Annotated in this window: 9 protein-coding genes; 7 read left to right on the top strand and 2 right to left on the bottom strand. The window is 66.0% G+C overall.

The annotated features are described in order from the left end of the window. Position 1 precedes the first annotated feature (1 nt). The 7 genes from CGZ88_RS04745 to pepN all read left to right on the top strand — a co-directional run bounded on the left by CGZ88_RS04745 (position 2) and on the right by pepN (position 13,771). The gene (locus CGZ88_RS04745) at positions 2-4,534 is read left to right on the top strand and encodes an ATP-dependent DNA helicase (RefSeq protein ID WP_165778713.1); all 4,533 of its coding nucleotides are present in this window, start codon (positions 2-4) and stop codon (positions 4,532-4,534) included. A gap of 226 nt (positions 4,535-4,760) precedes the next feature. Next, positions 4,761-5,483, top strand: a complete 723-nt coding sequence (locus CGZ88_RS04740; protein ID WP_165778712.1) for a GNAT family N-acetyltransferase — start codon at positions 4,761-4,763, stop codon at positions 5,481-5,483. Further along, positions 5,480-6,844 carry an MFS transporter gene (locus CGZ88_RS04735; RefSeq protein ID WP_243390073.1) on the top strand — a complete coding sequence of 455 codons (1,365 nt, stop codon included), beginning with the start codon at positions 5,480-5,482 and terminating at the stop codon, positions 6,842-6,844. The genes CGZ88_RS04740 and CGZ88_RS04735 overlap by 4 nt, the downstream gene beginning before the upstream one ends. An 88-nt stretch (positions 6,845-6,932) precedes the next feature. Beyond that, entirely contained in the window at positions 6,933-7,685 is a 753-nt protein-coding gene (gene dapB, locus CGZ88_RS04730) for a 4-hydroxy-tetrahydrodipicolinate reductase (RefSeq protein WP_026645632.1), read from the top strand. Positions 7,686-7,775: 90 nt separating this feature from the next. Further along, positions 7,776-8,684: a 4-hydroxy-tetrahydrodipicolinate synthase gene (gene dapA / locus CGZ88_RS04725; protein ID WP_034524154.1), complete on the top strand. Its 909-nt coding sequence runs from the start codon at positions 7,776-7,778 to the stop codon at positions 8,682-8,684. A 500-nt stretch (positions 8,685-9,184) separates the two neighbouring features. Further along, the gene (locus CGZ88_RS04720; RefSeq protein ID WP_026645630.1) at positions 9,185-11,071 is read left to right on the top strand and encodes a ribonuclease J; all 1,887 of its coding nucleotides are present in this window, start codon (positions 9,185-9,187) and stop codon (positions 11,069-11,071) included. A 75-nt stretch (positions 11,072-11,146) separates the two neighbouring features. Next, on the top strand, positions 11,147-13,771 hold the full coding sequence (gene pepN / locus CGZ88_RS04715) for an aminopeptidase N (protein ID WP_101671232.1): 2,625 nt from the start codon (positions 11,147-11,149) through the stop codon (positions 13,769-13,771). A 304-nt stretch (positions 13,772-14,075) separates the two neighbouring features. Here pepN and mycP read toward each other — a convergent pair whose 3' ends face one another. After that, a complete protein-coding gene (gene mycP, locus CGZ88_RS04710) occupies positions 14,076-15,341 on the bottom strand; it encodes a type VII secretion-associated serine protease mycosin (protein WP_051198791.1) in 1,266 nt (421 codons plus the stop codon). Continuing rightward, entirely contained in the window at positions 15,338-16,765 is a 1,428-nt protein-coding gene (eccB, locus tag CGZ88_RS09120) for a type VII secretion protein EccB (protein WP_051198789.1), read from the bottom strand. Before eccB ends, mycP begins: the two co-directional genes overlap by 4 nt. Position 16,766: the final 1 nt, after the last annotated feature.

Here is a 16,766-nt window from a genome sequence, read left to right as displayed (position 1 = left end):
GATGGATACGCAGCATACGCCGATGGACGAGTCGCGACAGCCGCAACGCAAACCGAAGAAGCCGCGGAAGACCACGCCGAGCCTCCAGCAGCGGAAGATCATCGACGCGCCCAAGGACGACGATCTGCTTGTCGTCGCCGGCGCCGGCAGCGGCAAGACCTTCACGATGACGGAACGCATCATCAGGCTCATCGAGGACGGCGTGCCGCCCGAGCATATCCTCGGCCTGACCTTCACGAAGAAGGCCGCCTCCGAACTGCTCACGCGCGTTTCGGCGGCCGTGGACGTGCGTGCGCGGACGTCGATGTTCATGAAACCGGACGTGTACACCTACGACGCGTTCTTCCAGTCGATCGTGCGCCAGTACGGGCTGCTCGTCGGCTTCGACCAGCAGACGCAGCCGCTGAGCGAGGCCGGCGCGCGCCAGCTCATTGCGACGACCATCGGCGAGCATATGGACGTCGTCAGGGACAGTGGCGTCGAGTTCACGCGCTTCACCGACATCGTCGACGCCGTCTTCGCGCTTTCGTCGAACATCGCGAGTTCGATGATCGGCGGCGACTGCGACGGCGTCGACGGGGCGATCGCGCGCATTCGCGCATGGGATCGCGCGTTCCTTGAGCTCATCGACGGCATGGGCGTCGATTTCGACGCCGTCGACGACGAGGCGCCGTCCGTGCCCGACCTGAGCCCCAAGTCGCAACGGCTGAGCAAATACCAGTACGACCGCCGCGTCAAGGCGAACGGCGAGCCGTACGCGCAGGCGATGCGCACGAACGAGAAGATCGATTACTGGCGCGACCACATCCAGCAGTTCCACATCAAGCAGATGCGCGAGGCGACCGTCAGACGCGAGCTGCTGCTCACGCTTGTGCAACTGTATACGGACGCGAAGCGGCGCAACCACATGGCCGAGTTCAGTGACTTCACGGTGGCCGCCCATCAGCTCGTCACCCGTTTCCCGTCGATCGGCGAACGCTACCGCGCCCGCTACACGCATGTGCTGCTCGACGAATATCAGGACACGTCCACGACGCAGGCGATGCTGCTCGCGAAGCTGTTCTGCGGACCCGACGGCAAATCGGCGGTAAGCGCCGTCGGCGATCCGTTCCAGTCGATCTACGCGTGGCGTGGCGCGAGCCCGGGCGCCTTCCGCCTGTTCCAGCGCTCCTTCGGGCTGCCCGACGACTACGAGCCGTACGCATTGTCCGAGACACGGCGCAACGCCGTCGTCGTGCTCGAGGCCGCGAACAACCTGACGGCCGCGCTGCGCGACCAGGCGCACGACGGCAGCAGCGTGCGGGTGCACGAAGTGGATGTGCGCACCTTGTCCATCCCGCGCGACGGCAACACCGAGGTGCACGAGGGCACGCTCGGCGTCCTCGGCTACGCGACGCGCGGCCAGGAGATCGACGGTGTCGTGCGTTTCGCGAAGCACGCGATCGCCAAGCACGAACGCGAAGACGCCGAGCGCGTCGCGCAAGGCGAAGATCCGCAGGGCACGAAACCGCATGTCGCCGTGCTGTTCCGCGGCAAGGCGCAGATCCCGGCCTTCCAGGCCGCGCTCGAGGAGGCGGGGCTGACGACCTTCGCCGTCGGCACGTCGTCGCTGCTCGAACAGCCCGAGGTACTCGACGTGCTCGCGCTCATGCACGTCGTCGCCGACCGTTCCGACGCGGCCTCGCTGATGCGGCTGCTCGCGACGCCGCGCTTCGGCCTGGGCGCCGCCGACCTGCGCAGGCTCGCGCGCATGGCCGACGAACGCAACGTCGACTACCGCTACCGGGCGCTTATCGAAGCGGGCGTCATCGGCGTGGACAAGGAGGACGGGGACGACGCCGCCGCGCGGCGACGCACCGTGCGCGAGCATGCGCGCGAGGTGCCGAACGCCGTTTTCGCCGCCGACCTGCTGATGGACGACAACGCCGACGAGACGATCGAAGGTTCGCATATCTCCGAGGCCGGCAAACGTGCGCTGCACCACGCCGGCGCCGTGCTGCGGCGCGTGCGGCAGGTCGCCTACGGGCCAATCGAGGAGGTCATGCGCGCCGCCGTCGACGCGCTCGACCTCGACATCGATATGCTCGTCGCGGACGCGGAACGTCGCCGGCGCGGCATGGGGCGCGAGACGCCGGCGAACACGGCGGCGACGCGCGCATCGATCGACGCGCTGCTGTGCACCGTGCGCACCTACGTTCAGGAGATCGCGACGATGCAGACGCCGACGCTGCGCGGCTACCTGTCGTGGATCGACGCGCAGCGTTCCGTCGACGAAGGCGCCGCGCCGATGCCGGACGCGCCGGTCGACGTCATCCTGATGACGGTGCACCAGTCGAAGGGTCTCGAATGGGACGCCGTCGCCGTCGTCGGCCTGCAGCGCAACAAGTTCCCGTCCAATCAGGGCGAGCGACTCAAGGTCGAATACGACGACCGTCCGGGCGTCGAAAAGAGCTTCGACCCGCTCGACATGCTCGGCGCGTGGACGCCGCCCGACTACAAGGCGCAGGCGCACACCTGGGTCACCGACCCGGCCGCCGTGCCGGTGCCGGTGCGTTCCGACGCGGCGATCCTGCCCGCCTTCCCCGGCGACGCGCGCAGAATCGCCGGCTCGAACGACTACGACCCGATCGCCGCGCTCGGCGCCGACGACGAGGTCGGACTGCTCGACGACGACGTGTTCGGCAGCCTGCGCGAATACAACATCGTCAACGACGACGGCTTCCCACACAACGCCGACGCGCTGTGGGGCGACGCCGAACTGTGGACGATGCCGCAGACCGAGGAGTTCGGGCGCCGGCTGTACGCCGACGAACGCCGCCTGATGTACGTGGCGCTGACGCGCGCCCGTGACGAGGCGCTGCTCACCTACAGCGAGGACGCGTCGACGGTGCGCATGGCGGACGCCTCCGCCTCGCCGCGCACTGCCGCCGCCGCGCATGCGGTGGCCTGCGCCGCCGGATACGCCGCATGGGACGATCCCGAGGAACGTGAGGTCGTCGTGCCGAACGACTCGTCGATGTTCTGGAGGGAGGTGCACGATTCGCTGCTGCTCGACCCTTCCACGCATGTCGCCGCCGTCGAGGCGGCACGCGAAGGTGACACGGGCGACGAGGCCGCCGCACTCGATGCGCGCTGGACGCGCTCGATGCACCGTCCCGCGCTCATCGCCCGCTACAACATGGCGCGCGCAGCCGACGAACAGGCGGCGCAGGCGAAGCGCACACTCGAACAGGCACACGAGGACGGCCTGCCCAAGGAGGAACTCGAAGCGCTCGAGGAACGGGCTCTCGAACTCGAACAGCGGGCATACGAATGCGCGTTCGCGCTCGCGGACGACGAGATTGACGACGACGCACCGACGGCGTGGACGCTCGACGAGATCGGTGAGGCGCGCCCCGCCGGCTACTTCGTCGGCGAGCATGCGCGCGACTTCGCCGACGTCGTCGTCGGCGACGCATGGAACACGCCGATCGAGGAGCGAGCGGACGCCGTATCCCGGCCGTGGCCCTTCGCGTTGAGCGACGGACTGGCCGAACGGCTGCGCGTCGGCGTCGAGGGCATCGGCAGGAAAATGGAGGACTGGGAGCGCTCGGGCAAAGCCGAACCCGCGCCGGACAACGTGCGCGCCGGCTCGCTCGTCGCGCATGCGCTCGCATTGATCAGCGACCCGAGCTTCGGCGCGCTGCCGGACATGCCATCCGACCAGCTGCTGGCGCTGCTCAAGGACAAGGCGCGTCGCGCCTTGCGCGCACAGCGTATGAACGCGACGGCATTGCAGCGCGGTGCGGATCTGGGCCGCGCCGCCGCTGCGGACGGGGAGGCCGTCGGCGGGGACATCGGCGAGCGGGAACGCCGACGCCGCGCCGAACGGGACCTCGACCTCGTCGCCGGCGTATTGCGGCCGATCCCGGCGATGAGCTCGCCGCAGGCCGCGGACGGCACGCGCCTGCACGCATGGGCCGAACGCTTCGTGCGCGCAGGGCTCAACGACGACGGCGCCGCGCGCGCACGGATGATCGCCGATGTCGAGCGTGCGCTCGCGGACGGGGAGGCGGCGGACGCCGATGCGCGTCGCTTCGCGCTCTGGCAGCACCGGCTCATCGATTCGCCGTGGGCGTCGCGGGTGCCCGAGGCCGCCGAGGAGGCGATCGTCGTCGCGATCGACGGCGTCGACAACCTCGTGCAGGGCAAGCTCGATGCCGTCTTCATCGGCGGCCTCGATCCGCACGACGACACGAAGCGTTTCACCGTCGTCGACTGGAAGACCGGCCACAGGCCGCGCAAATCCGAGGACATCGAGGGGAAGCTCAGGCAGCTCGACTTCTATCGGCTCATGCTCGCCAAGGCGCGCGGCGTGCCGCTCGAGACGGTCGACGGCGCGCTCTACTACGTCTCCGAGGAGGACGCCGACGCGCGCCAGATCGACGCCGAGCCGAAGGACGAGGCGACGATCATCCGTGAGATCCGCGCCGGCATCGCCTTCGACGACGATGGCGGCGAAGACGGCGACAAGGCCGCCGCTGCACGCGGTTAGCGTAGCACGTTGCCGCAATCGACACCGCTGGCTACACTGATGCGCTGAACGTACGGGCGACGCCGCCGGAGCGAGACTCCGGCGGCGCGCGCGCATCCGGACTCGACGGTCCAGCGCAGGGGAACGCACTGCGACGATGCGCGCAATCGACGACCCCCGGCATGCGTGGGCGGGCACACATGCGCAATGCACACTGCACACAAGCTGCACACAAGGAGCAATGCACATGGATGCGAACAGCCACGTCCACTACCGTCCGATGCGTTGGGAGGACCTCGACGCCGTCACCGACTGCTTCGATCTCGTCTGGCCGCAGCGCGAAAGCATCGCCGGCACGCCGCTCGCGACGCTCATCGCACGCTATCTGACGCTGCACTACCTCGAATTGAGCACATGGTCGAACCTCGCCGAAACGGACGACGGCGTCTTCGCCGGCATCACGCTCGCACGCGTCGCCGGCGCGCCGACGCTCTTCCCGCAGGCCCACGACGAACTCGAGCGCGTCCGCTCGCTCATCCTTGCCGATCCGCGCGGCGCTGCCGTCGTCGCGATGCTCGAGGACGGCTTCTTCGTGCGCGAGCGCATCCTCGAGGAGGACGCCGACGTCGACGAGACGACGCAGGCCGAACTCGAACTGTTCATGGTCAGCCCGGCCGTGCGCGGCATGGGCGTCGGCGGCGCGCTGTGGCGGCAGCTGCTCGACGCGCTGCGCGTCATGGGCGTGCGCGCGTTCTTCCTGCACACCGATTCGAGCTGCGACTACGGTTTCTACGACCACAAGGGCCTGACGCGCGTCGCCGCGCGCATCGCCGCCGACCATCCGGAGGACGCCGACCTCGCCGCCGGCATGAACACCGACGACCAGTTCATCTACCGCGCCGACCTCGCCGACGCGGCGCTCGGCGCAGCCGTCGACCCGCATGAGGACACGGAGGTGCGCGGCGCATGAGCGGGACGACCACGACGAAGCCGCGTTCGCCGTACGCGCGCATGTTCGCGCTGCCCGGCGCGAAGGCGTTCTGCGCGTCCGCCGCGCTCGCGCGCCTGCCGATGAGCATGATGAGCCTGGGCATCGTGCTCGCGCTTAACCATCTGTATGACAACTGGACGATCGCCGGTTCGATGAGCGGCGCCTATATCCTCGCCGTCGCCGCCGTCACGCCGTTCTACGCACGCCTGTTCGACCGTTTCGGCCAGCGCAGGGTCGGCCGCGTCGCGCTCGCCGTGCAGGTCGTCGCGATGCTCGTGTTCGCGTTCAGCGCGCTCGCGCGCGTGCCGATCCCGCTGCTGTTCGTGCTTGCGCTCGTCATGGGCGCCACGCAGTTCTCCTTCGGCGCGCTCGTGCGCACCCGCTGGACGTATCTGCTCGAACGCACCGGCAACATGGATCTGCTCAACACCGCCTACGCGCTCGAATCGGCGATCGACGAGATCGTCTTCATCTTCGGCCCGATTCTCGCGGCGACGCTCGCCACGTCGGTGCATCCGGTCTCGCAGCTGTTCGTCCCGACGGCCGCGTGCGCGATCGGCGGCACGATCTTCTTCTCGCTCAAACGTTCCGAGCCGCCGGTGCTGCACGTCGTCGAGACGAAGCCGGTCGCTGCCGACGACCCCGAGCTGCGTCTCGCGCGCGGCGAATTCGACGACGCGCCGCAGGATTCGCTGCGCACACGCGACGCGCTCGCCGCATCGTCGCGCAAGGCGACGCGCAACGTGCTGCTGTACGCCGGCATCCTGCCGCTTATGCTCACGTTCATCTGCTTCAACATGAGCTTCACGACCTTCGACGTGTCGATCACGGCGGCGATGGAGCACGACCATCTCGACCGTTTCCTCGGTCTGCAGCTCGCGATGGTCGCCGTCGGCTCGTGCATCGGCGCGCTGCACTTCGGCTCGCGCAAGCACCGCGGCTCGCATTGGCGCCGCATGATCGTCTGCCTGACGATCCTCGCCGTCGGCTTCGCGTGCATGCGTGCGACGATGGACAACTATTTCGTCCTCGGAGCCGTCGAGCTGCTCGCCGGCCTCGTCGTCTCTCCGCTGTTCGCGACCGGCAACCTGATCGTGCGCGAGACGGTGCCCGAACAGTCGCTGACCGAAGGCCTGTCGTGGCTGACGACGGCCGGCCAAATCGGCGCGTCGCTCGGCTCGCTGCTCGGCGGCATGATCCTCGACCATCTCGACTCGCACGCCGGCGTCATGATGACGTGGGTGTACACGGCCGTCGCGATCCCCTTCGCGCTGCTCGGCTGGTGGGTCTTCATGCGCAAGAACGCCGACATCGAACGCGAAAACAGCGACGCGCTGTAGCACGGTGCCGCCATAGCGACGGCTGTCGCTACACTGGTCGTGGAACAAGCCTCAACCAAGCAACCACAAGCAGAAAGCTGGTGCCATCATGATCAAGGTTTCCGTGGTCGGTGCGCAGGGCCGCATGGGCTCGCACGTCGTCGACGCCGTCAACGCCGCCTCCGACGCCGAACTCGCGCTCGCGCTCGATGCCGGCGACGACCTGACGGCGATCACGCCGGAGAACACCGACGTCGTCGTCGAATTCACGGTGCCGTCCGTGACGCTCGGCAACGTGCTCACGCTCATCGCGCAGGGCGTCGACGTCGTCGTCGGCACGACCGGCTGGACCGACGAGAAGCTCGACGCGGTGCGTGCCGCGCTCGCGCAGGCGCCGCGCGAAGGCCAAAGCGTCTTCATCGCGCCGAACTTCGCGATCTCCGCCGTTCTCGCCGATTACTTCGCGCGTCTCGCCGCGCCGTATTTCGAATCGGCCGAGGTCATCGAGCTGCATCATCCGGACAAGGTTGACGCGCCTTCGGGCACAGCGATCCACACGGCGCAGGGTATCGGCGCCGCACGCGCCAAGGCCGGCCTCGGCGCCGTGCCGGACAACACGCAGACCGACGGCGGTTCGCGCGGCCAGGTCGTCGACGGCGTCCATGTGCACGCGGTGCGTCTGCGCGGCCTCAACGCGCATGAGGAGGTGCTCTTCGGTAACGCCGGCGAGCAGCTCGTCATCCGCGCCGACAGTTTCGACCGCGGCTCGTTCATGCCCGGCGTGCTGCTCGCTGTGCGCAAGGTCGCCTCGGGTGAATTCCCGGGACTGACCGTCGGTCTCGACCATTTCCTCGATCTGTGATTCTTGCGGCCGGCGATCCCTCAATCGCCGGCCGCAAGCGGCCGGTTGGGGCGGCGGGACGCGTCCTAACCGACCAGTACCGTTGCAGCTATGACTGACGGAACAATGCATCTTCTCGATCCCGCCCCCTTCGGGCGTGTACTTCCCGCGATGGTGACGCCGATGAAGGCCGACGGATCCATCGACTACGACGCCGCGCAGCGCGTCGCGAAGCAGCTTGTCGCCGACGGCGCCGACGGTCTCGTCGTCAACGGCACGACCGGCGAATCGCCGACGACGCACATGGATGAGAAGGTCGATCTCGTCCGCGCCGTCAAGGAGGTCGTCGACGTTCCCGTCATCTCCGGCGCGGGTTCGAACGACACGGCGCACACGGTGCGCATGGTCGAGCAGACGCAGGAGGCGGGCGCCGATGCGGTGCTCGTCGTCTGCCCGTACTATTCGCGTCCCTCGCAGCAGGGCATCTTCTACCATTACCGTGCCGTCGACGAGTCGGCGGACAAGCCGATCATCGTCTACGACGTGCCGGGGCGCACCGGCGTGCGCATCGCGCTCGACACCTACTGCCACCTGTCCGAACTCGACCATGTCAAGGCCGTCAAGGACGCGACCGGCGACATCGCCGGCGCCGTGCGCAAGCGTCTCGAAACCGGACTGACCTGGTATTCGGGCGACGACGCGCTCTATCTGCCGTTCCTATCGATCGGCGCCGTCGGCATCATCTCCGTCGTCGCCCATGCGGCCGCGCATCCGATGCGCGAACTCGCCGAAGCCTTCGATCGCGGAGACATCCACCGCGCGCAGGAGCTCGCGAATCGCATCGCGCCGGCGATTGACGCGATGAACGGCACCGGCTTCCAGGCCGTCATGGCGAAGGCGGCGCTGTACGTGCGCGGCATCCTCGAAAGCACGCAGATGCGTCTGCCGAACGTCGGCCCCACGCCCAAACAGATCGAGGTCGTCCGCGCCGGCATGCGGGCGAGCGACCTGATCGACTGAACGCGGATACCTATATATACATGACAGTTCTATAAATGACAGTGCGATCGCATGTGTGTGTGATCGCACTGCCGCATATTGATTGCCGGCCGGCGGCGTCACGTATCCCGTCGCGTATTCGCCGCCGGCGTCGTTTGCGCCGTTAGCTGTAACCCGGCCGTTCACGAGCCGTGTCCGTCCATGACGGCGATACACTGTGAGCATAATGAACGACAATCGTGAGCCGATGACCATCCGCCTCGTCGCCGTACCGCATGGACCGTACGGGCATCCCCACAGGCGCCGGCCGCGATCAGATGAAGCCTCGCCGCGCGCATAGGCGGGCGGCACTGAAGAGAAACCAAAAAAGAACCATGACAGAGACAACAACGACCACGCATGTGCGCGGTTCGAAGAGGAAGGCCGCACAAACGGCACAGGACACGACCACGCAGACGCGCCGCCGCACGACGCGCCGCGCGGACGACCAGATCGAAGCAGCCGAGCTCGCCGTCGAATCGATCGGCGAAGGCGGCGCGAAGAAGACGCGCACGAGCAAGGCCGCGTCGAAGAGCACGTCCGCGAAGTCGGACGAGAAGAAGACGACGCGCAGCCGCAAGACGACGGCGAAGAGTGAGACGAAGTCGGGCGCGAAGAAGACGCGCACGCGCGCGCTCGCCACGTCGGACACGAGCGACGAGAACCGCATCGCGCCGCCGAAGTACCGCAAGGGTTCGATGCGCATCGTCCCACTCGGCGGCCTCGGCGAGATCGGCCGCAACATGAACGTCATCGAATACAACGGCCACATCCTGCTCATCGACTGCGGCGTGCTGTTCCCTGAGGAGGAGCAGCCGGGCGTCGACCTGATCCTGCCGGATTTCAACTACATCAAGGACAGCCTCGACAAGGTCGACGCGCTTGTGCTCACGCACGGCCACGAGGACCACATCGGCGGCGTGCCGTATCTGCTCAAGATGCGTCCCGACATCCCGCTCATCGGCTCGAAGCTCACGCTCGGCTTCGTCGAGGCGAAATGCAAGGAGCATCACCTCGAACCGGAGATGATCGAGGTCAAGGGCCGCGACAAGCTCAAGGTCGGCCCCTTCAATCTCGAATTCGTCTCGGTGACGCATTCGATTCCGGACGCGCTCGCCGTGTGTGTGCGCACGCCCGCCGGCTCGCTCATCGACACCGGTGACATCAAGCTCGACCAGCTGCCGCTCGACCACCGCGTCACCGACCTCGTCGAATTCGGCAAGCTCGGTGAGCAGGGCATCGACCTGCTGATGATGGATTCGACGAACGCCGAAGTGCCTGGATTCGTCAAGCCGGAGACGTCAATCGGTCCGGCGCTCGATCAGGTCTTCGCCACCGCGACGCGCAAGATCATCGTCGCAAGCTTCTCGAGCCACGTGCACCGCGTGCAGCAGGTCGTCGACGCCGCCCACAAGTACGGCCGCAAGGTCGTCTTCGTCGGCCGTTCGATGGTGCGCAACATGGCGATCGCCGCCGACCTCGGCTACCTGCACCTGCCCGAGGACACCGTCATCGACCTGAAGAAGGCGAAGGACTATCCGGACAACAAGCTCGTCTACATGTGCACGGGCTCGCAGGGCGAGCCGATGGCCGCGCTCGGCCGCATCGCCGACGGCAACCACCGCGACATCACGATCAACGAGTTCGACACCGTCATCCTCGCCAGCTCGCTCATCCCGGGCAACGAGCACGGCGTGTACAAGGTCATCAACAAGCTCGTGCAGCTCGGCGCGCGCGTCGTCAACCGCGACAACGCGGCCGTGCACGTCTCCGGTCACTGCAACGAGGGCGAGCTGCTGTACATGTACAACATCGTCAAGCCGAAGAACGCGATGCCGATCCACGGCGAGAACCGCCACATCGTCGCCAACGGCCTGATCGCCGTGAAGACCGGCATCGACCCGAACAACGTCGTGCTCGCCGAGGACGGCGACGTCGTCGACCTCTACCATGGCAAGGCCGCAATCGTCGGCTCGGTGCCGTGCGGCTACATCTACGTCGACGGCGATTCGGTCGGCGAACTGACCGACGAGGAGCTCGAGAAGCGCCGCATCCTCGGATCCGAAGGCTTCGTCTCGTGCTTCGCCGTCGTGGACACCGACGCCGCCGAGGTCGTCTCCGGGCCGAAGGTGTATCTCAACGCCGTCGCCGAGGACGAGAAGGAGTTCGAGAAGGTACGCCATCAGATCATCGAGCAGCTGCGCGACGCGATGATGACCGGCACGAAGGACGTCCACAAGCTGCAGCAGATCATGCGCCGCACGCTCGGCAGCTGGGTGGCGCGCGAACTGCACCGCAAGCCGATGATCGTCCCGGTCGTCGCGGACATCGCCGCCGACATGGATTCGATGGAGGGCTACGCGCACTGACGTCCACGGCCATGTATGGCCGGACGCCGGCGGCAGCACGCAGCACAGCAGATCAAGCAAGCATCAAGGAGCACTATGCCAGGAGCCAATCTCACACGCGTCGAAGCGCAGGAACGCAAATCGATCGTGCAGTATCCGATCCACTACGCCGTCGACCTCGACCTGACGCAGGGGGACACGACCTTCGTCTCCACGTCGACGATCGAGTTCGGCGCGAAGGCGGGGGAGAGCACCTTCCTCGACCTCATCGCCGACGAAGTGACGAAGGTCGTTGTCAACGGCGTCGACGTTGACCCGAACGAGGTCTTCGACGATGACCGTATCCAACTCAATGACCTCGCCGAACACAACACCGTCACCGTGACGGCGCTGTGCCGCTATTCGACGACCGGCGAAGGCCTGCACAGGAGCGTCGACCCGTCCGACGGTAACGTCTATCTCTACTCGCAGTTCGAAGTGCCGGACGCGCGCCGCGTCTACGCCGTCTTCGACCAGCCCGACCTCAAGGCCGTCTTCGACTTCACGGTGACCGCGCCGCAGTCGTGGATCGTCACGAGCAACATGCCCGCCGCCTCCGTCGTGGATCTCGATCGCATGACGATGGATGGCACGCTCGCCGACAAGCCGGCCGAATCGACGAAGCGCTGGACCTTCGCGCCGACGCCGACGATGAGCTCGTACCTGACCGCGATCTGCGCCGGACCGTACGCCGAATGGCACACGACCTACGAGAACGAGGACGGCCGCACGATCCCGATGGCGCAGTACTGCCGTCAGGCGCTCAAGGACGACTTCGCGAAGGACGTCGATTACCTGTTCGACATCACGAAGAAAGGCTTCGCGTTCTACGCGAAGACGTGGGGCGTGCCGTACCCGTACGCGAAGTACGACCAGATCTACGTGCCCGAATACAACGCGGGCGCGATGGAGAACATCGGCATGGTCACGATCCGCGACTCGTACGTCTTCTCGTCGAAGGTCACCGACGCGCTCGCCGAACGCCGCGTCGTCACCGTGCTGCACGAGCTCGCGCACATGTGGTTTGGCGACTATGTGACGATGAAATGGTGGAACGACCTGTGGCTCAACGAATCCTTCGCCGAGTTCACGTCGACGCTCGCCACCGCCGAGGCGACCGACTGGAAGGACGCATGGGCGACCTTCTGCTCCGGCGAGAAAAGCTGGGCGCTCAATCAGGACCAGCTGAGCACGACCCACCCGATCGTCGCGCCGATCAACGACCTCAACGACACCTACGTCAACTTCGACGGCATCACCTACGCGAAGGGCGCCTCCGTCTTGAAGCAGCTCGTCGCCTACGTCGGCCGCGACAAGTTCTTCGAAGGCATCAACCACTATCTGTACCGCCACGCCTATTCGAACGCGACGCTCGACGACTTGCTCGCCGAACTCGAGGAGACCTCCGGCCGCGACCTCAAGACGTGGAGCAAGAAGTGGCTCGAGGAATCGGGCATCAACACGATCGCAACTGACGTCACCTGCGCCGACGACGGCACGATCGCGACGCTCACGCTCACGCAGAGCGCGCCCGAAGCGCATCCGGTGCTGCGCCCGCACCGCCTCGCCGTCGGCTTCTACGACGAGGACGCGGCCACCGGCAGGATCGTGCGCACCGACCGCATCGAACTCGACGTCGACGGCGAAACGACGGCCGTGCCGGCGCAAGGCAAGACGAAGCCGGCGTTCATCCTCGCGAACGACGACGACCTGACCTACACGAAGCTCAGGTTCGACGACGATTCGCTCGCGTTCGCGCTTGCGAACCTGCAGCGCTTCGACGACGCGCTCACCCGCGCCGTCGTCTGGCTCGCGCTGTGGGACATGACGCGCGACGCCGAACTTGCCGCGACCGACTTCATCGACACGACCCTCAAGCTGCTGTCGACCGAAACGGAATCGACGACCTTCCGCTACGCGCTCGCGACGCTGTCGACGACCGTCTGGCACTACACCGACCCGGCCAAGCGCGCCGACATCGCATGCCACGTCGCGCAGCAGCTGCTCGCGCTCGCCAAGGTCGCGCCGGCCGGCTCCGACATGCAGTTCCAGCTCGCCTCCGCCTACCTGAGCTACGGCGTCGAAGGCGACGACGCGTTCGCCGATACGGTGCGCGGCCTGCTCGACGGCTCGCTCGTGCTTGAAGGACTCGAACTCGACAACAACTTCCGCTGGTCGCTCGTGCGCGCGCTCGCGTCCGTCAACGCAATCAAGGATGAGGACATCGAGGCGGAGCTCAAGCGCCGCGACACGACCGAGAACCGCGAATTCGCCTACGGCGCCAAGGCCGTGCGTGCGACCGCCGACGCGAAGCGTTGGGCGTGGGATCAGGCGCTGCACAACGACGCGCTGACGAACAGCCAGCTCGAGGAGGTCGCCCGCGGCTTCGCCGGCACGCCGAGCCAGGAGCTCGTCGACCCGTATGTGGACGAATACTTCGACCAGGCCGCATGGATCTGGAAGAACAAGTCGTTCCATATGGCCGAGGCGCTGCTCGAAGGCCTCTACCCGAGCTTCGCCGATCCGGCGAAGCTCGTCGAGGCCGGCAACGCGTGGCTCGACGCGCATCAGGATGCGGACAACGCGCTCAAGCGCATCGTCCGCGGCAACGTGGAGGCCTCGGAACGCACCCGCGCCGTCGCCGAGTTCAACGCGAAGCTTAGCGAGACCGTCGAGGGATGAGGACATAGCGACTGATTGACCAAATATATACTGATTGACCTATATATATAAGGTATCGCTCGGTGAGAGGGGTGATGCGCCAGTGCGTATCACCCCTCTCACGCGTTTTCGGGCCCCGATCGGACGACTCCAGCGTGTATCTACTGGGTATCTGCGCTGGGAGGTAGCTTTTTCATCGGCATCTTGAAGTATGGGGACTTCAAATCCTTGATATGACGCGCTTGCGAGAGGGGCATACCCGGCATTCGGCGCGGAAATGCTACCGCTCAGCGCAGATACGGTGCAGATGCCCTGCCGATCCGCTTCAGCTGTCGCTATCCTCGCGTCGTCTGAGCGTATGCAGCCATGCGGTGGCGCAGATGACGACGGTGATGATCGTCATCAGCATGATGATGCGCTTCGCCAGCGCATTCGGATCATGCTGCGGTGCCAAGGTGATGCTGTCCGTTGGGCGATCGGCCTGCAGCTGCGTCGTCTGACCGTTGATGTTCGGTCCGCGCAGATTGTCGGAGAGGGCCACGTTGAGCGATGCGATCGGATCGATGACGCCCCATCCGTATTCATCGTCGCGCTCATCGGGATGGCTGCGGTTCGCGGTCGTCAGGATCCGCTGCTTCCATTGTGCCGGCGTCTCGTCGGGGTAGCGTTCGGCGATGAGCGCCGCCTGTCCGCTCACAAATGCCGTCGCATAGCTTGTGGAGGATCCGTCGTTGAATCCGCAGTCCACGCCGTTGGGGATCGTTGAAGCCACATTGGCGCCGGGCGCCACGACGTCCACCTGCGTGCCGTGGATCGCGTCCTCGGTGGAGGTGAGCTCCATCGTCACGGCCGATACGCCGACGACTTCCGGATAGGCCGCCGGATAGCGCATGCCGTCCACGGTACTTGACGACGTGAGCCGGTTGCCCGCGCTCGCCACGACGAGCGCGCCGTGTTTGTCCGCATATTTCACGGCGTCCTGCATCGCCGGAAGGTCATGGGTGTCGCTCATCGAGATGCTGATGACCTGTGCGCCATGGTCCGCGGCGTAGCGGACGCCGTCCGCGAGCGTGAACAGGTCGGCGTTACCGGTCGTCTGCCCGTTTTCCTCCCGTAGTGCCTTGAAGACACGGATCGGCATGATCTTCGCGTCCGGAGCGAGGCCGACGACGGAGGAGCCTTTGATCCGCCGCGCGCCGATGATGCCGGCCACGATCGTCCCGTGGCTGTAGACATCTTTCCTCCCTTTTGAATCGTCGTCGGGGATGTAGCTTTTCCCTTCCACGACGGCGTCGGCAAGGTGCGGATTCTCGGTGCTGACGCCCGAGTCGATGATGGCGACCGTCACGCCCTTGCCGGTGCTTTGCTGATGCAAAGCCTCCACATTGAACAATGTGTTCGTCCAAGGTGTGTCGGTGATGTAGTTTTCGATGCCCGCTTGGCATTGGCGTTGTCCCTCATCCGCCTGCGCTGTGGGCATCGCCGTCTGCGGGGCGAGACCGATGACGACCACCGTGCACAGGCATGCGCAGATCGCGGCGATGATATGCGGGAGCCTGCGTCGCGACGATGTGGCGCAGTTGCCGCTCATTGCTGTTCCGCCTGTTCGGAGGACTGATGTTCCTTCACCGTTTCCACTTCCGGTTTCTTCGAACCGGGCGCGCTCGCCGCCGCCTGTGGGGTCAGTTCGACGCCGGTCGGGAAGATGTCGACCCATCCGCGCGGGACGTTGTGCACATCCTCATTGGTGTAGCCGAGCCGCTTGAGCGTTTCCTCCTGTGCGCCGGGCAGTGGATATGCGGTACCGGTCGCGTCGATCGCGTAAATGGTGCCCGCCGAGCCGTTGCCGCCGATGCTGGCACGCATCAGCACGCCGGTGCCTCCCCGGATCGTCGTGGTGATGTTCGTCTCGTCGTCCTGCACGTCCGTGTCCGCGCGCACCTGTCGCGCGAGCTCGTCGTCGGTGTAGAAGCGTGCGGCCGTGCTGTCGTCGTCCGAGCGCAGCGGCAGCGTCGCGCACATCGCGCTGCTGTCGTCCGCCATCATGAGCGTGGTGTGCGGCCAATCCTCGGGCAGCGGCGACTGTTTCGCATTGGTGAGTTTTTGGAATTCGGACGCGCTCAGCATGATGGGTTCGAGCTGCTTGTCGCTTTTGTCTATCGCGTAGAGGGCGTAGGCGACGTCGTCGAGATGGCTGATCGATCCGTCTTCCATGACGACGTAGCGCGCTTCCGAAGGGGCGTCCTGCTGCATGACGATCGCTCCTGGACGGACGCCGTCGACATCGGCGTCGCTCGATGCGCCGATGGTGATCGGCTGCATCGTCGTCCCCGCTTCGAAGAGATTGAGCCATTGGATCGACGCATCGATCTGCGCGGTCTGCGGGATGCCGTAGGCGCGCAGGAACCCGTCGCGTTGGTTCAGGTTTCTGGGAAGCTGGTACCGTTTCGTGTTCGAGATGAGATAGTCGCTTCCGTCGGCACGCGCGACGATGGCCTCCTTGTTCTCGGAGCGTTTCGGCGAATCGTCGCTGATCATGTTGTACAGGCGATGTTCGTAGGTGCAGCTTGTCGCCGTTCCGCTCACGAGTCCGCTGCGTGGGGGAAGAGAATCAGGAGCTCCCAGAATGCCGAGTGTGGAGTCGATCGGGATGCCTTCGAGCTGTTCGTCGTCGACGGTGATGACGGCGAAATCGGAGGAGGGGATCATCAGGCGTGCGCTGATCGCGTTGATGACCGGATGCAGTCTGCCGTCGACACTGACGTAGCGTGCGGCGGAGTTCTTCGCGACGATGAGTTTGCTGTTCTGCCAGTTGTCCGGCAGCGCCGGCTTCATGTATCCGTAGAACACGCCGACGAGGATGGCGATGATCGTCAGTCCGATGCCGACGATGACCGGCGTTTGGTTTTTCTTCGGCGTAAGTTCCACGTCCGAGGGGATGCCGCTCGTGAAGGCCGTGACGAGTCGGCGGCGTGAATAGCGTTGCGCTTCGGCGAGGTCTTTTTTGTCAGCCATG

This window comes from Bifidobacterium anseris (assembly GCF_002860345.1).
GTDB lineage: Bacteria > Actinomycetota > Actinomycetes > Actinomycetales > Bifidobacteriaceae > Bifidobacterium > Bifidobacterium anseris.
This window is presented reverse-complemented; position numbering and strand designations above follow the sequence as displayed.